A 20,107-nucleotide genomic window follows, 5' to 3' on the forward strand; every position below is an offset into this window, starting at 1 on the left:
AACGTGGCAGGAAGTCTTCTGTGGTCATGTGTATTGGCCAAGGTGTTTTGCCGTATTTCGGTTGGCCGTGCCGGCCGCGCCGCTGACGGGAGGCTCCGAACAGGGGCGCTGTGCCGACTGGATCGGCTTGTTGCGGAGCGTATCTTGCAGTTCTAGGTCATTCTGCCGGGTATGAAGCCAGCGCAGGCGATGATGTACAAGGCGGGAAGCCCGGAATTCCGGGCTTCCCGCCTTTTGCGTCGCGTCGGATGTCGGGCTCGTACTCCGTCGGATGACCTAGAACTGCAAGATACGCTTCGCGGCAGGCCGATTTGGGACAAGACCTTCCTTGCATTCCTGCATCCCGGTGCTGCGAGGAACGCCGCCAGCATGTTGTCGGGCTTACCTGGCATGCCCTTGTTGATTTTTCCCCTACCGGCGGGCCATCACGAAGTGACCGGGTGGTTACACCCGTCACATTAGGTCCGGCAAAGAGTGCCGGCTGTGTTCATTCCGGTGGATTGATGAAGAAACGCTCAAGCTGTGGCAGTTCCAGGCCTGCAGCCCGATATCGGCTTCGCCGATCGGCCAACTGCCTTATGGGAATACACGGCAGCGGACGAATAGGCATGTCGAGCGCCCTTCCGAATGCGTGTGCGACATCATCGGCCACGGCGTCCCGTGCCTCTGGAGTGGCCAGTCGCATCTTGGTGATTTCGAACATCTCCCAGGAACGGCTCCTGAGATGCCCTCGCTTCTGTTTGTCTTGCTCCTGCTGGATTACATCCGTCATGTGGAAGAGGCCATCATACTCGATCGCCACCATCAATTCCGGATACGCCATATCGACATGCCAAGGAGTCGCCCGATCCGAGGAGACCTCCGCATTGACGTCGGCGGAGCCCAATCCGCGGCATGCGAGAAGCAACCTCGTCCTTGTCTCATATGAGGAATCCGTATTCTCCCTCATCAGAGGAATGGCCCTCATAAGTTTCCGTTTTCCTCGGAACGTCCCGGCCTGGTTCATCGTCAACGCCAGTTGGCGTTTGGTCGTCTGTTTTTGCACTCCTCGGCGCATCATGCAGTCCCCCAGCACCACAAGTTCCAGCATGTCGAGCGTTTCCGCCATCTGCATCAGAGCCAGTTCAGCGGTTACCATGCCGAAATCTCCGCCGCAAGGGGCTGAGTGCTCTTCCACCAGTCGGGCGTTGTTCACGTGCATGGTCACTCCGTCGACCTTACGCAGAGCCTTTGGGCTTCCCACCACAATGTGTAATGAGTCCGGAGCGAATGGGCCGAGGTATCGTTCCGGCAGTTCGACCCCCAGCAGTTTAAGAGCCGATGTATGACTCGCCACCACGGGAACGGGCATACGTTCCGCTAGCTCCTCAAACCGAGCGAGCTCGCTCTCATGAATGCGGGACAGTTGTTGTTCGGTGAGAAACTGATCCCTGCCGCGTAATCTATGTATTGTCGTGTCCATGGCATCACGGTAGGGATTTTGCCGGTTGGACGCTACCTGAATCGGGGTATGTGGAAAAACGGTCCGATCCCGGCGTGTCGTCATGTATGGTGCTTCGATTGTTGGCGAATGATCTGACGGGATGGCATCCGTGCTGCACCCATACAGTGTCTTGGAGGATGCCGTCCGGCATCAGACAAAAGCTTCGGAACTTCTGCCATGTAATTGCCATGTAATCCGATGATTGGTCGGCTTGATTCGTTTATTCGTCGTATGGCTGATCCTGCTCAACTTCGTCTAAATCGACGGTTTTCTTGGAATCGGCGTCTTGCCGCTGTTCGCTGCCGGCGACAGGAGCATCACGACGGGGCTGTCTGGCTTGTTGTGGAACGCATCTTGCAGTTCTAGGTCATCCGACGGAGTACGAGACCGACATCCGACGCGACGCAAAAGGCGGGAAGCCTGGAATTCCGGGCTTCCCGCCTTGTGCATCATTGCCTGTTCCGGTGTCATACTTGGCAGAGTGACCTAGAACTGCAAGATACATCCCAAAACAAGCCAATCTTGTAGAGCGATGCCGCCTATGCGATCCCATCGCTGCTTTGGGCGTCGTCGGCGTCGTCAAAGCAGCGATGGAACAGCCGGAGCTTCAACGCTACCGACGCGCCTGGGTGAGCTGGTAGGCGACCAACAGGATCGCCAGCCAGATCACACCGGCCACCACGGCGATGCGGTAGCTCGGCGAGAAGCACATGAGCACCACCACGAGCGCGAGGAACGCAAGCACGATGTACGGCATCACGCGCGCGAGCGGCAGCTTGAACTGGATCTTGCCGAGCGCCTCGTCGCCGTGCAGTCCCGCGAGTTCGGCCGGGCCGTCGCCCGCCGCGACGACCTTGCGGAAGTGCATTTCCGTGACCATGATCATCGACCAGTTGATCACGCCTGCGATCGTCGCGATCGACATGAGGTAGTTGAACGCGAACGCTGGCCACAGGAACACGACGACCACGGCCAGCGCGGTGATGATCGCGGACGTGATCACGCCCGCCACCGGCACGCCGTGCGAGTTCAGCTTGCCCAGATATGCGGGTGCGTTGCCCTGCTTGGCGAGCGAGTACAGCATGCGCGAGTTCGCGTACAGGCCGGAGTTGTAGACGCTCATCACGGCGGTCAGGCACACGAAGTTGAGGATGCCGGCGGCCGCGTGCACGCCCACCGAGTCGAAGATCTGCACGAACGGGCTGGATTTGCCGTCGATCGTGTTCCACGGGACCACGGCCATGATCACGCCGAGCGCGCCGATGTAGAACACGAGGATACGCCAGATGATGCCGTTCGTGGCCTTCGGGATCGTGGTGCGCGGGTTTTCGGTCTCGCCCGCGGTGATGCCGATCAGCTCGGTGCCGCCGAAGCTGAACATGACCACGCACAGGGCCATCAGCAGGCCAGTCCACTGGCCGTCGGCCGTGCGCTGCATGAGCCCGTGCGGGAAGAAGCCGCCGTCGATCGCGAACCAGTTCGCGAAACTCGCCTTGATACCCGAATCGGTCGGAAGCCCCGCGACGAGCACCGCGAGACCGCCGAGGATCATCGCGACCACGGCTACGATCTTGATGATCGCGAACCAGAACTCGAATTCGCCGAACTTGCTCACGCCGAGCAGGTTCGCGGCGGCGATGACCACGAGGAACACGGCCGCGGACACCCACTGCGGGATGTTCGGGAACCAGTAGTTGACGAAGCTGCCCACGACCGACAGCTCGACCATCGACACGAGGATGTAGTTGAACCAGTAGTTCCAGCCGGAGACGAAGCCCGCGCGCTTCGACCAGTAGCGGGTCGCGTAGTAGCTGAACGCGCCGGCCTTCGGATCCTCGACCGACATCTCGCTCAGCGCGCGCACGATCATGAAGATCGCGAGGCCGCCGACCAGATACGCCAGCAGGATCGACGGGCCGGCGAGGCTGATCGACTCGCTCGAGCCGTAGAACAGACCCGTGCCGATCGCGCCGCCGAGCGCGATGAGCTGGATATGACGGTTCTTCAACGATTTGCGCAGCGTCGCCGGCACCGGCACGTCGTCGGTTTCGCGCGGTTTGCGTGCCGGCGCGGCGGTCTTGTCGACCATAGGATCTCCAATCTCTCTGATTCCCGCATGCGGTCCGGCGTTCGACGCGGCGTTGCATGCGTACCCTGTGAACGAAGGTATTGTAAGGCCGTTCATGTTCCGAGACGCCATTGCGTCCCATCGCATGCGGTCTTTTGGTGGTCTTTTGGTGGTCGTCCGGTGATCGTTTGGTGGTCGTCCGGTGACACGGCTCGTGACCGGAAACGGTCCCGGCCGATGGGGCCTCCGGCAAGAGGCTTGATTTTTCCAACGTTTTTTGCATGATCGGTGATTGCATGAATCGCTCCCGGTCACGCTCCCGGTCACGAATGCAGCGGACGCGGCCGCGATTATGACCGCGATTGTGGGAGAATGAGAGGGTACAGCGTCGGCGCACAGCGACGAGAAGATGCGGCTGCGGTGCGGCGGTATGCGACGTGACGTGACGCGGCGCGACGTGGCGAAACATGATGTGACGCGACGTGACGCGACGTGACGCGACGTGGTGAAACGCGACGTGGTGAAACGCGACACGACGCGGCGCGACGTGGCGAGACACGGGAACAAAGGCGACAAACGCGACGTCGCCGGACGAAGGGGTGCACGATGGCGTATATCGAGTTCGACGAGGTGACCAAGGAATACCCGGCCGGCGAAACGGTGATCCGCGCGCTCGACGGGGCGAGCTTCACCGCGGACGAGGGCGAGCTGACCGTGATCCTCGGCCAGTCCGGCGCGGGCAAGACCACGGCGCTCAACATTCTCGGCGGCATGGACACGGCCACGTCCGGCCGCGTGATCGTCGGCGGCCGCGACATCACCGATCTGCGCAAACGCGACCTGATCGCCTACCGTCGCGCCGACATCGGCTTCGTCTTCCAGTTCTATAATCTCGTGCCGAATCTGACCGCGCTGGAGAATGTGGAACTCGCCAGCCAGATCTGCCCGGATCATTTCGACCCGGCCGAGACGCTGCGCAAGGTCGGTCTCGGCGAGCGCCTGAACAATTTCCCCGCGCAGCTTTCCGGCGGCGAGCAGCAGCGCGTGTCGATCGCGCGTGCGATCGCGAAGAAGCCGAAGCTGCTGCTGTGCGACGAGCCGACCGGCGCGCTCGACTACGAGACCGGCAAGGAGGTTTTGCAGCTGCTGCAGACCATCTGCCACGAGGAGGGCATGACGGTCATGATCATCACGCACAACTCCGCGCTCGCCCCGATGGCGCACAAGGTGATCCGCTTCCGCTCCGGCAAGGTGACGAGCGAAAGCGTGAACCCCGCGCCCACGCCGATCGCCGACATCGAATGGTAGGTGCTGCGATGGTACGAAAACAGCGGTATGACAGGGGCGGCGACCGGCCGCGGTACGCCGTGGACGGTGTCGGCGTGGCGGAGACGCATACGGTGAGCGGCGCGGGCAAGGCCGTGGGCGAGGCCGCGGGTGGCGGCGCGTACGACGCTGCGTATGATGCCGCGTATGACGCGGCGTACGAGGATGAGCTGGCGTCCGTGTCCGACGACGTGACCGAGCGTGCCGCTGCGGCCGACACCGATTCGGCGGACGGAGTCGGCGGTCCCGTGTCGGCCGGCCCGTCCGGTCCGGGAGTGTCCGCCGCGTTTGCGAAGGACACGTTGCGCTGCTGGCTGCGCGGATGGAAGCGGTTTGTGTCGATCGCCGTGATCTCGCTCCTCGGCGTGGCCGTATTGACCGGCATCTACGCCGGTTGCCGCGACATGTTCCTCGCCGCCGACCGTTTCTACGATGCGCAGGGATTGCACGACATTCAGGTGCTGTCCACGCTCGGTCTGACCGACGACGACGTGGCCGCGCTCAAGTCGATCGAAGGCGTCGCCACGGTGCAACCCGAGCGCAGCCAGAGCGTGGAAACCGAGGTGGACGGCACGGCCAAAACCGTGACGATCACCGAAATCGGCACGGCCGGGCTCGACCGGCCGTATCTGCAGGACGGCCGCATGCCGGCCAAGTCCGGAGAGATCGCGGTCACGAAGAAGTTCCTGATGGACAGCGGCCTGAAGATCGGCGACAACCTGACCGTCACGCCGACCGACGCGACGGATGCGACGGATGCGTCCGGCACGGACGGCACGACCGACGGCAGTTCGTCCGATTCATCCGATACGTCGTCCGCCGGCACGGCCGGCACGAACGGCAAGTCCGGCACGACCGCCGTCGCGGACACGTCGCAGACCAAGACGGATCCCGTCAACGGCGCCGCCGATAACGCCACCGACGAACAATCCCCGCGCTTCCCGACCGAACTGACGATCGTCGGCGAAGTCCTCGATCCCAAGGACGTCAGCAATCCCGACGGCATCGGCAGCAAGGCGTTCCGCCAGAGCATCGCCTCCGACTACACGTTCTTCGCGCCGTCCGACGGCGTGACCGGCGACATCTACACCGCCATCAGCATCACCGTCACAGGCGCGGCGGATGAAAGCTCGTTCGGCGGCGACTACGACGACATGATCCGCGAAGTCGCCGAACGCATCGAAAACAAGGTGCAGACCAGCCGGCAGCAGGCCCGACGCCAGCAGCTCGTCGACGCGGCCCAGGCCAAGCTCGACGACGCCAAGGCCAAGGCCGCCAAACGGTTCGACGAGGCGCAGGCCAAGCTCGACAAGAGCTCCGCCGAACTGCTCAAAGGCCGCAACGAGTTGGAGACCAACCGCGGCAAGCTCGACGAGAACGAAGCCAAGATCAAGGACGGCGAGCAGCAGATCAAGGACGCACGCAAGCAGATCAAGGACGCGCGCAAGACCATCGACGACGGTCGCGCGCAGCTTGATGAGGCGCAGGCCAAGCTTGACGCCGGCAACGCGCAGCTCAAGTCGGCGCGAGCCCAGCTGACCGCGGCGCAGAACAAGCTGAACGACAAGCGCAAGCCGATCGACGACGGCATCGCGCAGGCCAAGCAGGGCATCGCCACGATCGACGGCACACTGGACGCGATCGGCAAGGCCAAGGCCGCACTCGCCTCGCTGCCGGCTGGCAACGGGGTCGGGGCCGGCGACGATACGGGCGCGGCCGGGGGCGCCGCGTCCGGACATCGCGGTGCGCCCGACCCGTCCGCCGCATCCGGCACGTCCAGCTCTTCCGGCCGGACCGACGCGGCCCGGACATCCGCCGGCACGGACGCCAGCCAATCCCGGGCCAACGACCAGTGGACGAACGTCCGCAAGCAGCTCGCCGCGCTCGGCATCGACGCGCCTCAATCGCAGCCGGACGCGGCCGCCATCAACGCGCTCGCCGGCCAACTCGACGCACAACGCACCTCACTCACCGCGCAACGCAAGCAGCTCGTGCAGCAGCGCGACCAACTCACGTCCACGCTGAACACGACCATCGCCACCGCGCAGGCCGAACTCGACCGGCAGAACGAACAACTCGCCTCGCAGGAGCGCAAGGCCGCCGACTCCGGTGCCAAACTCACCCAGCAGCGCCGCCGGCTCGACGAGAACGCCGCCAAGCTCGACGAACAGTCCAAGGAACTCGACAAGCAGGAAACCGAACTCAAGGACGGCCGCAAGAAGCTCGAAGCCGGCCGCAAAAAGCTCAAAACCGCGGAGTCGAAGCTCGCCGACAGCGAGAAAAAACTCACCGCCGCGCAACAGGAACTCGACCGGAACAAGCAGCAGGCCAGCGACGAATTCGACCTCCAGCAGCAGCGCGTCGACAACATCGCCGAAGCGCGCTGGTACGTGCAGACGCGCTCCGCGGTCGGCGGATTCAGCGCGCTCAAGTCGGACCTGAGCTCGATCGAATCGATCGGCCGCGCATTCCCCGTCGTCTTCCTGCTCGTCGCCGTGCTCATGAGCCTGACCACGATGACGCGCATGGTCGAGGAGGAGCGCGGCCTGATCGGCACGTACGTCGGCCTCGGCTACGGGCCGGTCGCGATCGGCGCGCGCTACGTGCTGTTCGCCGCGCTCGCCTGCCTGATCGGCGGCGGGCTGGGACTGATCGCCGGATTCATCGGCATTCCGGCGTTCCTGCTCGTCGTGCTGCAGGGACTGTACACCGTGCCCGGCGTGCGGTTCGAATACGACTGGCTGTACGGGTCGGCCGGCATCGCGCTGTTCGTGGTCGGCATCGTCGCGGCCACGGCGGTCGCGTGTGCGGGCGAACTGCGGCTCACGCCGGCCGAACTCATGCGGCCGAAGGCGCCGCGGGCCGGCTCGCGCGTGCTGCTGGAACGGATCGGGCCGTTGTGGCGGCGCATGAAGTTCCTCAACAAGGTCACCGTGCGCAATCTCGTGCGGTTCAAGTCGCGGCTGGTCATGACGGTCGGCGGCGTGGCCGGCTGCACCGCGCTCATCGTGTGCGGCCTGGCGATCAGCGACACGGTCGACGCGCTGCCGGTCACGCAATATCAGGACGTGTACCGGTACGATCTCATGGTCGTCACCGATCACGATCGGCTTGCGACGACGTTCGACCGGTTGCGTGACGATGGCGCGATCGATGATTCCGGTGATGGGGCCGGTGTTTCCGGGGAGTCTGGTGCTTCTGACGAGTCCGGTGCTTCCGGTGCGGCTGGCGATTCCGGTTCCTCCGGTTCGTTTGCGCTGGCGCGGGTCGAGAACGGCGAGATCACGACCGGGATGGACGAGACGGAGACCGTGCAGATCGTGACCGTGCCGGACGGTTCGGCAATACGTCGGATCGTCGATCTGCGGTCGGCTGACGACGGCGCCGCGATTGATGTCGGTTCGTCCAAGAACGGTCGCGAGGACGGCGTGATCGTGTCGCAGAGCGCGGCGAACGCGCTCGGCGTGCGGTCCGGCGACCTGATCACGCTCAAGAACGATGCCGCGCAGCGCAAGCAGGTGCGCGTCGTGGCCGTGAGCCGGTCGGTGATCGGCTCGGACGTGTATGTGCTGGCCGGCGATTACGCGCGGTTCTTCGGCGGCACGGCGGACGGTTCCGCTACGGATGGTACTGGTTCGGACGATGCTGGTTCGGACAGCGACAGCTCGAGCGGCTCCGGCTCTGATGGTGCCGGCTCGAGCGGCTCCGAATCGGATGACGCGGCCGGTGCGGGCGACGACGCGAACGGGCTTGACCCGGCGGCGACCGTGGTCGACGGCGTGCGGATGAACACGATCTACGCGCGCTACGACGGCTCCGACGACGACCAGATCGCCTACGCGGAGCGGCTCGGCAAGGATCCCGACGTGCTGAGCGTGTCGAGCACGGCCGATCTGCAGCGCAGCTTCAGCTTCGACCTGATGGGTGCGGTGGTGGCGCTGATCGTGGCGTTGGCCGGCGGACTGGCGCTCGTGGTGCTGTTCACGCTCGCGAACACGAACGTGTCGGAGCGCGTGCGCGAAATGGCCACGCTTAAGGTGCTTGGCTTCTTCGACCGCGAGGTGCACCGGTATGTGAACCGCGAAATGCTGATCCTCACCGTGATCGGCGTGATCGTGGGGCTTCCGGTCGGGCGCTGGGTCGGCGGACTGCTCACGGCGGCGCTGGCCATGCCGGGCATCTACTTCGAGGTGAGCGTGCGCTGGCAAAGCTACGCGATCGCCGCCGCCGTGACCATGGTCTTCGCGCTGCTCGTGCAGCTGTTCACCAACCCGGTGCTCGACCGCATCGATCCGGCCGTTTCGCTCAAGTCGGTGGAGTGAGGCGGCGGGTGCCGCCGTTGCGCGTGTGATTGAGCCGCGCACTACCGCAAAAGTTCAATGAATTGAACTTTTGGCTGAAATACGCACGATATCGTTACGCGCAACCGTTGAACCGGGTCGTTTTTGGTAACGTGCGCGATGATACAGTGTGAACCTGTATTTTCCGAAAGAGCAGGTGGTACATGAGCAACAGCCAACACGATCCGCAGGGCGGCACCCTGTCCTCAGTCGAAAGCCTCGACGAACACAATCAGATGGCGCGCGGCCTGAACAACCGCCACGTCCAGTTCATCGCCATCGGCGGCACGATCGGCACGGGCCTGTTCCTCGGCTCCGGCAAGTCGATCGCGCTGACCGGACCGAGCATCGTCTTCGTGTACATCGCCGTCGGCGTCATCATGTTCCTGCTGATGCGCGCGATCGGCGAGCTCATGTACCGCGACCCGAGCCAGCACACGTTCATCAACTTCATCCGCCGCTATCTCGGCAACGGGTGGGGCAAGTTCGCCGGCTGGTCGTACTGGATCGTGCTCGTGCTCATCGGCATGAGCGAGATCACGGCCGTCTCCACGTACTTCATCACGTTCTTCGACACGTTCGGCATGGACCTGTCGCACTGGAAATGGCTGATCGAACTGTGCTTCCTCGCCGCGCTCGTCACCATCAACCTCATCGCCGTCAAGGCGTTCGGCGAGGCGGAGTTCTGGTTCTCGATGATCAAGATCACGCTGATCTGCGCGATGATCGCCACCGCGGTCGTCATGGTCGTGATCGGCTACCACTACGACGCCGTGCAGATCACCGGCCAGGACGCCGCGTCGCCGGCCGGCCACGCGGGCATTGACAACATCACGAATAACTTCTCCATCGCGCCCAACGGCTGGCTTGCGTTCCTCATGAGCTTCCAGATGGTCTTCTACGCGTATGAGATGATCGAGTTCGTCGGCGTGACCGTCTCCGAAACGCAGAACCCGCGCAAGGTGCTGCCCAAGGCCGTCAACGAGATCATCGTGCGCGTGCTCATCTTCTACGTGGGCGCTCTGCTTGCGATCATGGCGATCGTGCCGTGGACCACGTTCAAGCCGAACGCGGACGGTTCGTTCGCCTCGCCGTTCATCATGGTGTTCCAGTACGCGGGACTCAAGTGGGCGGCCGCGCTCGTGTTCTTCGTGGTGATCACCGCCGCGTCGTCCGCGCTCAACTCGCTGCTGTACTCGGCCGGACGCCACCTGTACCAGCTGGCGATCGAGTCCGAATCGCCGACGTTCCAGAAGATCGGCGTCGTGTCGAACCGTCAGGTGCCGGCGCGTGCGATCCTCGTGTCCGCCGCGTTGATCCTGCTGTCGCCGGTCATCAACGCGCTGCCGGGCGTCTCCGGCGCGTTCGTGCTGTTCGCGTCCGCATCTTCTGCGGTTATCATCTTCATCTACACGCTCACGATGATCGCGCACCGGCGGTACCGCCGCTCGGCCGACTTCATCCCGGACGGATTCGTGATGCCGGCGTGGCGCGTGACCAACACGATCGCGATCGTGTTCTTCGTGTTCGTCTACTGCACGCTGTTCCTGGCCGACGACACGCGCGGATCCGCCATCGCGGGCCTGATCTGGCTGGCCGTGTTCGGCGGCTACTGTTTGCTGCACGAACGGTTCGAGTCGCGCGACCTCAAGGAGGCGCTCGGGCGGTAGCTGCCTGGTTTCGGGACTTTCTGCCCGTGATGCCGCAGACATAGGGTCGCTATGAATGACGAAAACGTCCCTATGTCTGCGGAACCGGGGGAACGCCGCAGACATAGGGACGGTAAAGGGGTGTGAATCGGCCCTATGTCTGCGCTACTTGCTGGGGGAGAGGTAGTCGGCCGCGTTCGTCGGGCTGGACGGGACGGCGTGGCCCTCGGTCACGGTGCCGAGCCCGGCCAGGTACGCCTCGCGGCCGGCCTCGATCGCATGCTTGAACGCGCGGGCCATGACCGGGATGTTGCCGGCGGACGCGATCGCCGTGTACGCCATCACCGCGTCCGCGCCCATCTCCATCGCCTCGGCGGCTTGGCTCGGCCGGCCGATGCCCGCGTCGATGATGACCGGCACATGCGCGTTCGCGATGATCACCTCGATGAAATCGCGCATCCGCAGACCCTTGTTCGAGCCGATCAGCGAGCCGAGCGGCATCACGCACGCCGCGCCCGCCTCCTCAAGCTGACGCGCCGCGATCGGATCCGGGAACATGTACGGCATCACCACGAACCCTTCCTTTGCGAGCATCTCGGTCGCGCGGATCGTCTCCGCGTTGTCCGGCAGCAGATACTTCGTCTCATGCTCGATCTCGACCTTCACGAAATCGGTTTCGCACACTTCGCGGGCGAGCCGCGCGATGCGCACCGCCTCCTCCGCGTTGCGCGCGCCCGACGTGTTTGGCAGCATCGTGATGCCCTTGGGAATGTAGTCGAGCAGGTTGTTTTCGGTGGTGCGGCAGCGGCGCAGCGCCATCGTGACGATCTGCGTGCCCGCGTTCTCGATCGTGGCCTTGATGAGGTTGAGATCGTAGCGGCCCGAGCCGAGGATGAAGCGGCTGGTGAATTTGTGTCCGCCAAGGATGAGCGGATCGGCGTCGCCGGTGGCGATCGCATCGTAGGCGTGGGCGTCCGGTTCCGGCAGCAGCGCGGTGTTCGTGGCGGTGCCGACGAGTTCGTCGAGCGTGGGCTCGTTCGTGGTCATGATTACTCCTTTGTAGTGCGTTTGGTGCGTTTGATTGCGTGTTGGTGATCTGTCGGATCTGGACTGACGATCTCTTGTCAGGGAGTCGTCGCGAAGTGACTGAGGGATAGCCGGAAGCGTATGCGTTACGGCATCTGCCTGCCGCTCAGTTTCGCTACGCTCTACGGCTCCCTGACCAGGGGCGCCGGGAAAAGAGTCGATCAGCCGCCCTGCACGAACGTGACGATCTCCAACGTGTCAGTGCCCTTGAGCATCGTTTCCGCGCGCTTGGCCCGCGGCACGATCGCACCGTTCAGCTCGACGGCGACGCGCGCCGCCCGGAGCCCCCTGCGTTCGAGAAAATCGGCGACGCTGATCGGCTCGTCGAGCGTCTCCTCCTGGCCGTTGACGATCATCGGTTCCCCTTCCCCGGCATCGCCGGATTCAAAAAAGGGTCGCTGAAGCAGCCGTACCCTGTAAGGTGGTGCGCCCCTTCATGACCCTTTTGCAAGTACCACTAGTTGTTGTTCTGTTGTTGTTCAGTTGTGCGGTTTCAGTTGTCGTTGACGCAACGAACCGGAATCCCATGCGCCCGCTGATCGAGGTGACGTCGGCGGCGCAATGTCGGCGGCATCACGCACGCGCTGTCCGGCGATCCGCGCCGCATCTCGGTGACGAGTCCGAGCGCCGGCGGACCACGCGAATGCCGCGCGCAATCAGGCAGGGCAAACGGTCATGGGCGAATGAGCTTGGAGTGATACGCGAACCGCCGCGCTGTTGCGGCGAAACAACCCGTTTCCTTACGGCGGCATTACCCGCATCAAGTTGACGGTCGAAGCTCGCGACTTCCTCTCAGCCCATCCGGGCTCCCGTTCGGTTGCACGTCCATCATATGCCCCGGGGTGTGACAGGCGACATGGACGCAGGTGGCGTGGTGGGGGCGGAGGGTCGGTGGCACGGAGTGCCGGCGACACGGCATCGGAATATGCCCGGGGAGTCAGGGCCTGCCGGAATGATGGACGCTATGACGGCATTGCAGCATGGCACTGATTTCGCGGGGCATCATATTCCCCGACTCGGCATGGGCACGATGGCGCTCGCCATCGAGGGGCGCCCCGATCGGGAGACGGCGATCGGCACGATCCACGCCGCGCTCGACGCGGGCGTGCGCTACCTCGACACCGCATGGTCGTACTATCTGCCGACCGCGCCGGGTACGGACGGCACCGGTATCCCGGCCGACCTCGGTTACGGCGAGACGCTGGTCCGCGACGCGCTCGCCAGCTGGGATGGCCCGCGCGACGAGGTGCTCGTCGCGACGAAGACCGGCTATCGTCGCACGATCGATACGGATGCGGCCGCTACTGACGTTCCGGACGGTTCGCCGCGGGTAGCGGGACGTTCCACCGACGATTCCCACGATGCTGCTGTCGCCGTGGGAGCGTCCGATGCCGTCTCTGGTCCCGGTTCGGCCGATGATATATCCCGTGATGACGTAGTCCACGATGACGTTACCCGGCAACGTCTGCAGGCGGCCGGCAGCCGGTACGGCTGGATGGCCGATTCGCGTCCGGAGACGATGATCCGCGACGCGAAGGAGTCGGCGATGCGGCTCGGCGTGGATGCGCTTGATCTGCTGTATTCGCACGGTCCTGATCCGGCCGTGCCGTACGAGGATCAGATGGGTGCGCTCAGAACGCTGCTGGACGAGGGCGTGATCCGGTACGCCGGCATCTCCCGCGTGGACAACGCGCAGATCGACGTGGCCCGCGCGATCCTTGGCGACGGGCTGATCGCCGTGCAGAACCAGTTCTCCCCGTCGCATCCCGATCCGGAGCATACGATGGCGCACTGCGCCGAACTCGGCCTCGATTTTGTCTGCTGGTCACCGCTCGGCGGCTTCCTCGACCCGTTCGATCAGGCGGCCTACGATCCGTTCCGCAAGGTGGCGGCGGCCCGCGGCGTCTCCTACCAGCGCGTCGTGCTCGCGTGGGAGCTGACCCGATACGATCGCCTTTTCGCGATCCCCAGCGCTCGCAATCCGCATGAGATCAACGATTCTTTTGCTGCAATCAACCTTCGTCTCACTCCCGAGGAGCTCGCCGTCCTCGGCTAGCGGGCGCTGTCGGGCGCTGCCGGGAGTGCTTGCCGGGCTTGCCAGACAAAGGTTGTGGGTATGGACGGTACATGAATATGGCGGTAGGGGTAGAAGAGTACGAAGAGGGGGCATCCGGCCCGCATGCGCACGACGGCGGTCGCCCGCGTGAAAGACCATTGCTTCCGCGCGGGGCAACCGCCGTCGAATAAGAAAAGACCGCGTCAGTGATGCAGCGGACGTGCGCCGGTGTGGTGGTACTGGAATGCCCCGTGTACCAGTGCGGAGGTGAAATGCTCGCTGCACATGCCGTACTCTTCGGCTTCGTGTCCGCATCCGGCTATGCTGCACAGACTACGTATCGGTACTCCTATCGTGTTCATGATGTTCCCCTTCTCTGGGCCTTCCTTTGAGGCGTCGCCGCCGGCGCTAACTGCTTTGCCAACGTCACTATCCAATGTATCGCTATATGATCAACATCTCTAATGATACAACCGTTACTGTGGTGCGTATCACATTCGTTCCGGCGTGGCGTTAACGCAAACATGAGAAACTGGATAATTTACTTGAGTCTGTTCAAGTCAAGTTTGGTACGATCGTCCACATTGGCCGAGGGGCTGGGTCTTCGTCGTCGTGATCGCGTTGTCCGGTATCGTCATGCGGCATGAGCCGTCGACGGCGCTGTTTTGGGACTGATGGAGATTTGCTGACGCTGTTTCCCCATGCGCGCAAACAAACAGAGGGTCGCGGCCTCGCGGTTGCGAGAGTGCGCCGTCGGAGTTTCTGCGGATCTGTGCCTTACGGGTATGGGAATATGCTCCCGTCGACGTGGAACGCATCGACGGCGAGGCATTGCCTTGCGTGCGGCGAAACGCCGAATATCTTACAGTGATGAATTGTTTATACTGTGAGATATTATGATGGTCGATGTGTGCAAGAGGCTGAGTCGAGCCGTGAGGATTGCCGTGGATGCATGGCGGCCGCTGGCGCTTGGCGCTTGGCGCTTGGCGCTTGGTGTCTGGGCCGTTGTGGCCGACGCGGACTTGCGCAAGGATCGAGCCAAACCGTTGCGAAAGGAGCGTGCCGTGGGATTTGAGCAGGAGGCAGTCGACGAGCTGTGGCGTCACGCATGGTGCCATCGTTCGGACATGCAGCGCGAGCTGACGCGCGGCGGCCAGGGCGAGGCGTTCGCGATCCGGCAGCTCGCCCATCGCGGCACGATGACGCCGTCGCAGCTGGCCGTCGCGATCAACGCGACGTCGGGCCGCGTGTCGACCTTGTTGTCCTCGATGGAGAAAAAAGGCCTGATCACGCGCGAAGTCGACCCCGATGATCGCCGCGTGGTGCGTGTGAACCTGACCGATGCGGGACGTGAACGCGGGCGTCGTGACATGCAGGAGGCCCGCGATGCGGTCTGCTGGATCTTTTCGCAGATGGGCGAGCGCCGCACGCGCGAGTTCGTCGAGCTGACGCGCGAATTCGTGACGTACATGTCGATCTGCCGTCCCGGCAAGCCGCGTCCCACCCCCGACGAGGTCCGCAAGGCCTTCGAGGCTGCCAAAAACGAGGAATAGCCCGCAGCGCCCATTCTCTGTGGCAGAAATCGCTCGCTGGCATATCGTCAGTGAGTGTTTTCTGTCGCGCAATATCCTGAATGGCAGAAAACGCTCGCTGAGAGGGCGGCGGTGAGAGAAAACCGCCACGCGGTGGCGGGGCGGCCGGACTCTCCGGAAACGTGGTGACCGAATTCTCAGGTAACACGCAGAATCATGTGTAATATCTTACACTGTAAGTAATTTAAGACTAGAAACTAACTCATCGACCAAATAGACCAAATAAGACCAACCAACCCAACAACCAAACACAGGGGGACCCCAATGCTTCGCATCATGAAATACCTCTCCAAAGCGGAGATAGGCCAGATGCTCATCGCCCTGGTGACCATCGTCGGACAGATCTGGTTCGATCTCGAACTGCCCGACTACATGTCCGACATCACCACGCTCGTCGAAACGCCGGGCAGCGAGATGAGCGACATCTGGATCGCCGGCGGCAAGATGCTGCTCGTCTCGCTCGGCTCGGTCGCCTGCGCGATCGTGACCGGCTACATCGCCGCGCGCGTCGCCGCCAGCTTCGGCCAGCGGCTGCGCTCGCTCGAGTTCCGCAAGGTCGAATCGTTCGGCCCGGCCGAAATGAGCCGCTTCTCGACCGCCAGCCTCATCACACGCTCCACCAACGACATCACGCAGATCCAGATGTTTATCACCATGGGCCTGCAGCTCATCGTCAAGTCGCCGATCATGGCCGTCTGGGCGATCATGAAGATCGCCGGCGACGGCTTCGAATGGACCGCCGCCACCGCCGTCGCGGTTGTCATTCTGCTCGCCGCCATCGCGATCCTCATGACGCTCGTCATGCCGAAGTTCAAGGCGATGCAGCAGCTCACCGACAACATCAACCTGGTCGCGCGCGAGAACCTGACCGGCCTGCGCGTCGTGCGCGCCTACAACGCCGAGGACTATCAGGAAGCCAAGTTCACCAAGGCCAACAAGGAGCTCACCGACACGCAGCTGTTCACCAACCGCACGATGGCCGTGATGATGCCGCTCATGAACACCGTGATGAACGGCCTCATGCTCGCCGTCTACTGGATCGGCGCATACCTGATCGACGCGGCCGAGGCGACCGACAAGCTCACCGTGTTCTCGAACATGGTCGTCTTCTCCAGCTACTCGGTGCAGGTCATCATGAGCTTCCTGCTTATGAGCATGGTGTTCGTGCTCTGGCCGCGCGCCGACGTCTCCGCGCAGCGCGTGCTCGAAGTGCTCGACACCGATCCGCTTGTCAAGGACGGCCGCGACACGGCGGCCGACGTGGCGCGCATCGGCGACGGCAAGACCGGCACCGTCGAATTCCGCGACGTGAGTTTCACGTACCCCGACTCGCGCGAGCCGATCCTCGAACACATCTCGTTCGAGGCCGGCCGCGGCCAGACCGTCGCGTTCATCGGCGCGACCGGCTCCGGCAAGTCGAGTCTGATCAATCTCGTGCCGCGACTGTACGACGTGTCCGCCGGGCAGGTGCTCGTCGACGGCGTGGACGTGCGCGACTACGACCTGACGACGCTGCGCGACAAGATCGGCTACGTGCCGCAGAAGTCCGTGCTGTTCAAGGGCACGGTCACCAGCAACATCAGCTACGGCGACCGGCCGGGGGAGTCCGGCGCGGCGGGCGGCGCGGCGAACGTCGAGCTTGCGGACACGTCGACCGCCGCCGGACGCCGGCGCGAGGCCGCGCAGCTCGCGCAGGACGCGGCGAACGACGGCAGGCTGACCGACGACGAACGTCGCCGCGTGCACGCCGCGGCCGACGTCGCGCAGGCGACCGAATTCGTCAGCCGCATGGACGGCGGCTTCGACGCGGCCATCGCGCAGGGCGGATCGAACGTGTCCGGCGGCCAGAAGCAGCGACTGTCGATCGCGCGCGCCGTCTACCGGCATCCGGAGATCCTGATCTTCGACGACTCGTTCAGCGCGCTCGATTTCAAGACCGACCGCGAAGTGCGCGACGCGCTCGCCCGCGAAGCCAAGGATTCGACCAAGCTGATCGTCGCGCAGCGCATCGGCACGATCATGAACGCCGACCGGATCGTCGTGCTCGACGACGGCAAGGTCGTCGGCCAGGGCACGCACCAGGAGCTGCTCGAAACCTGCGACGTCTACCGGCAGATCGCCGAATCCCAGCTCAGCAAGACGGAACTCACCGCGTGAGCCTCGCGTAGAAAGGACTTAATCATGCCAGGACCAATGAATCGTCCGATGGGACGCGGGCACGGCCCGGCGGGCGGCGGCCCCGTGGAAAAGCCGCAGGATTTCGGCAAGACCATGGGCAAGCTCGTCCGATACTGCCGCAAATACATCCCCGTCATCGTCATCGCGCTCGTCCTCGGCGCGGCCGGCACGGTCTGCCAGATCATCGGACCGGACAAACTCAAGGACATGACCAACGAGATCGCCAAGGGCCTGCCCGCGGTCGTCAACGGCAAGCCGGTCGTCGGCGCGGTCGACATCGACGCCGTCGCGAGCATCGGCTGGCTGCTCGTCGCGCTGTACGTCGGCTACGCGCTGCTCAGCTACCTGCAGAGCTGGCTGATGGCGAACGTCACGCAACGCACCGCACAGGAACTGCGCGAGTCGATCAGCGTGAAGATCAACAAGCTGCCGCTCAGCTACTTCGACAAGGTCAGCTACGGCGACGTACTGTCGCGCATCACCAACGACGTCGACGCGATCGGGCAGACGCTCGGCCAGTCGCTCGGCTCGCTCATCACGTCCGTGACGCTGTTCGTCGGCGCGCTCGTCATGATGTTCTGGAACAACTGGATCATGGCGCTGTGCGCGATCGGCTCCAGCCTGCTCGGCGTGGTGCTCATGGGCGTGATCATGAAGATCTCGCAGAAGTACTTCGCACGCCAGCAGGCCGCGCTCGGCGACGTCAACGGACACGTCGAGGAGATGTACGCCGGCCACCTGATCGTCAAGGCGTACAACGGCGAGGCCGACTCGATCCGCCGCTTCGAACGCTACAACGCCGACCTGTACGACTCCGGCTGGAAGTCGCAGTTCCTGTCCGGCCTGATGATGCCGCTCATGAACTTCGTCGGCAACTTCGGCTACGTGGTCGTGTGCGTCGTCGGCGCGGCGCTCGCGATGGACGGGCAGATCGAATTCGGCGTGATCGTGGCGTTCATGATGTACATCCGCTTGTTCACGCAGCCGTTGTCGCAGTTCGCGCAGGCGTTCCAGAACCTGCAGCGGTGCGCGGCCGCGTCCGAGCGCGTGTTCGGCTTCCTCGAGGAGCCGGAGATGGCCGACGAGTCCGGCAAGCCGGCGCTGCTCGGTCGCGACACCGCCGGACGTGCGGTGCCGGTGCGCGGCGACGTCGAGTTCGATCACGTGAAGTTCGAATACGAGGCCGGCAAGCCGATCATCAACGACTTCAGCGCGACCGTCAAGGCCGGACAGAAGGTCGCGATCGTCGGTCCGACCGGCGCGGGCAAGACCACGATGGTCAACCTGCTCATGCGGTTCTATGAGATCGCCGGTGGGCGCATCACCATCGACGGCGTGGACACGAAGTCCGTGCCGCGCTGGAACGTGCACGACCAGTTCTCCATGGTCCTGCAGGACACGTGGGTGTTCCGTGGCACCGTGCGCGAGAACATCGCGTACTCGAAGCCGGGCGTGACGGATGCTCAGATCCGCGAGGCGTGCCGTGCGGTCGGACTCGACCATTACATCCAGTCGCTGCCGAACGGCTACGACACGGTGCTCGACGAGAACTCGTCGCTGTCCGCGGGTCAGAAGCAGCTGCTCACCATTGCTCGCGCGATGGTGCAGGACGCGCCGATCCTGATCCTGGACGAGGCGACGTCGTCGGTGGATACGCGTACCGAGGAGCTTATTCAGAAGGCGATGGACGCGCTCACCGTCGGGCGCACCTCGTTCGTGATCGCGCATCGGCTTTCGACCATTCGCGATGCCGACATGATCTTGGTCATGAACCACGGCGACGTGATCGAGCGCGGCACCCACGACGAGCTCCTCGCGGCCGGCGGCTTCTACGCCGACCTCTACAACAGCCAGTTCTCGCTCGCCGATTGATGGAGTGTCCGCCGCGTTGCTCCTCGGTCGCTGTGCTGAGCACAGCTTCCCTCGGTGCGCCTTGCGGCCACACGCATCAATCGACTCACTTCGCTCGCTGGTTGGCGGAGTGTCCGCGTGATCGCGCGTGATCTTGGAATCGCGCTGCGCGCGATGCTGTTTATCGGCGGCCTGACGGCCGCGGAGCTCCCTCAGTCGAGCTGCGCTCGACAGCTCCCTCAGTGAGGGAGCCGAGGCTACCGCCAGCATCTTGAAGTAGATGGCGGCAGCCTTGGTGCCCTGCAATTATGGTCAAACATCGCCCCGCGTTGTGCTGGTTCGCATGTCGGCTCGCTCATCGCCTGCAAAGCTGGCGGAGCCTCGGCCCCCTCACTGAGGGGGCTCCCGGCGAAGCCGGGTGGGGGAGCTCGCGGCCGTAAGGCCGCTAACAATACAGCATCGCGCGCAGCGCGATTCC

Annotated in this window: 11 protein-coding genes and 1 riboswitch; of the genes, 7 read left to right on the forward strand and 4 right to left on the reverse strand. The window is 63.8% G+C overall.

The features are described 5' to 3' along the window. Positions 1-487: 487 nt before the first annotated feature. On the reverse strand, positions 488-1,462 hold the full coding sequence (locus JS533_RS11055) for a hypothetical protein (protein ID WP_241514596.1): 975 nt from the start codon (positions 1,460-1,462) through the stop codon (positions 488-490). Positions 1,463-2,096: 634 nt separating this feature from the next. After that, on the reverse strand, positions 2,097-3,572 hold the full coding sequence (locus tag JS533_RS11060; protein ID WP_241514598.1) for an amino acid permease: 1,476 nt from the start codon (positions 3,570-3,572) through the stop codon (positions 2,097-2,099). A gap of 585 nt (positions 3,573-4,157) precedes the next feature. On the opposite strand from JS533_RS11060, the gene JS533_RS11065 reads away from it, so the two are divergent. From JS533_RS11065 to JS533_RS11075, 3 genes are all read left to right on the forward strand, one after another. Then, positions 4,158-4,859 carry an ABC transporter ATP-binding protein gene (locus JS533_RS11065; RefSeq protein ID WP_241514600.1) on the forward strand — a complete coding sequence of 234 codons (702 nt, stop codon included), beginning with the start codon at positions 4,158-4,160 and terminating at the stop codon, positions 4,857-4,859. A gap of 8 nt (positions 4,860-4,867) precedes the next feature. Further along, entirely contained in the window at positions 4,868-9,199 is a 4,332-nt protein-coding gene (locus tag JS533_RS11070) for an FtsX-like permease family protein (RefSeq protein WP_241514601.1), read from the forward strand. Between the two features lie 182 nt (positions 9,200-9,381). Further along, complete coding sequence (locus tag JS533_RS11075) at positions 9,382-10,887, forward strand: amino acid permease (RefSeq protein ID WP_241514603.1); 1,506 nt, start codon at positions 9,382-9,384, stop codon at positions 10,885-10,887. 144 nt (positions 10,888-11,031) lie between these two features. On the opposite strand, the gene JS533_RS11080 is transcribed toward JS533_RS11075, so the two are convergent. Both JS533_RS11080 and thiS read right to left on the reverse strand, forming a co-directional pair. After that, positions 11,032-11,913: a thiazole synthase gene (locus JS533_RS11080; RefSeq protein WP_241514604.1), complete on the reverse strand. Its 882-nt coding sequence runs from the start codon at positions 11,911-11,913 to the stop codon at positions 11,032-11,034. Positions 11,914-12,113: 200 nt separating this feature from the next. Further along, the gene (thiS, locus tag JS533_RS11085; protein WP_241514605.1) at positions 12,114-12,308 is read right to left on the reverse strand and encodes a sulfur carrier protein ThiS; all 195 of its coding nucleotides are present in this window, start codon (positions 12,306-12,308) and stop codon (positions 12,114-12,116) included. Between the two features lie 363 nt (positions 12,309-12,671). Next, a riboswitch (TPP riboswitch) is annotated at positions 12,672-12,775 on the reverse strand. A 141-nt stretch (positions 12,776-12,916) separates the two neighbouring features. Here thiS and JS533_RS11090 point away from each other — a divergent pair. From JS533_RS11090 to JS533_RS11105, 4 genes are all read left to right on the forward strand, one after another. Then, entirely contained in the window at positions 12,917-14,008 is a 1,092-nt protein-coding gene (locus tag JS533_RS11090; RefSeq protein WP_241514606.1) for an aldo/keto reductase, read from the forward strand. A 1,064-nt stretch (positions 14,009-15,072) separates the two neighbouring features. Then, entirely contained in the window at positions 15,073-15,561 is a 489-nt protein-coding gene (locus JS533_RS11095; protein ID WP_241514608.1) for a MarR family winged helix-turn-helix transcriptional regulator, read from the forward strand. Between the two features lie 303 nt (positions 15,562-15,864). Next, on the forward strand, positions 15,865-17,757 hold the full coding sequence (locus tag JS533_RS11100) for an ABC transporter ATP-binding protein (protein WP_241514607.1): 1,893 nt from the start codon (positions 15,865-15,867) through the stop codon (positions 17,755-17,757). Between the two features lie 48 nt (positions 17,758-17,805). Further along, on the forward strand, positions 17,806-19,650 hold the full coding sequence (locus tag JS533_RS11105) for an ABC transporter ATP-binding protein (protein WP_241514609.1): 1,845 nt from the start codon (positions 17,806-17,808) through the stop codon (positions 19,648-19,650). Positions 19,651-20,107 lie beyond the last annotated feature (457 nt).

The sequence above is a fragment of the Bifidobacterium amazonense genome (assembly GCF_018555435.2).
Classification (GTDB): domain Bacteria; phylum Actinomycetota; class Actinomycetes; order Actinomycetales; family Bifidobacteriaceae; genus Bifidobacterium; species Bifidobacterium amazonense.

What these genes read in the sequence shown, in the direction of transcription:
- JS533_RS11055 (WP_241514596.1), bottom strand. Translation starts at nt 1,462, where the DNA reads ATGGACACGACAATACATAGATTACGCGGCAGGGATCAGTTTCTCACC.
- JS533_RS11060 (WP_241514598.1), bottom strand. Translation starts at nt 3,572, where the DNA reads ATGGTCGACAAGACCGCCGCGCCGGCACGCAAACCGCGCGAAACCGAC.
- JS533_RS11065 (WP_241514600.1), top strand. Translation starts at nt 4,158, where the DNA reads ATGGCGTATATCGAGTTCGACGAGGTGACCAAGGAATACCCGGCCGGC.
- JS533_RS11070 (WP_241514601.1), top strand. Translation starts at nt 4,868, where the DNA reads ATGGTACGAAAACAGCGGTATGACAGGGGCGGCGACCGGCCGCGGTAC.
- JS533_RS11075 (WP_241514603.1), top strand. Translation starts at nt 9,382, where the DNA reads ATGAGCAACAGCCAACACGATCCGCAGGGCGGCACCCTGTCCTCAGTC.
- JS533_RS11080 (WP_241514604.1), bottom strand. Translation starts at nt 11,913, where the DNA reads ATGACCACGAACGAGCCCACGCTCGACGAACTCGTCGGCACCGCCACG.
- thiS (WP_241514605.1), bottom strand. Translation starts at nt 12,308, where the DNA reads ATGATCGTCAACGGCCAGGAGGAGACGCTCGACGAGCCGATCAGCGTC.
- JS533_RS11090 (WP_241514606.1), top strand. Translation starts at nt 12,917, where the DNA reads ATGACGGCATTGCAGCATGGCACTGATTTCGCGGGGCATCATATTCCC.
- JS533_RS11100 (WP_241514607.1), top strand. Translation starts at nt 15,865, where the DNA reads ATGCTTCGCATCATGAAATACCTCTCCAAAGCGGAGATAGGCCAGATG.
- JS533_RS11105 (WP_241514609.1), top strand. Translation starts at nt 17,806, where the DNA reads ATGGGACGCGGGCACGGCCCGGCGGGCGGCGGCCCCGTGGAAAAGCCG.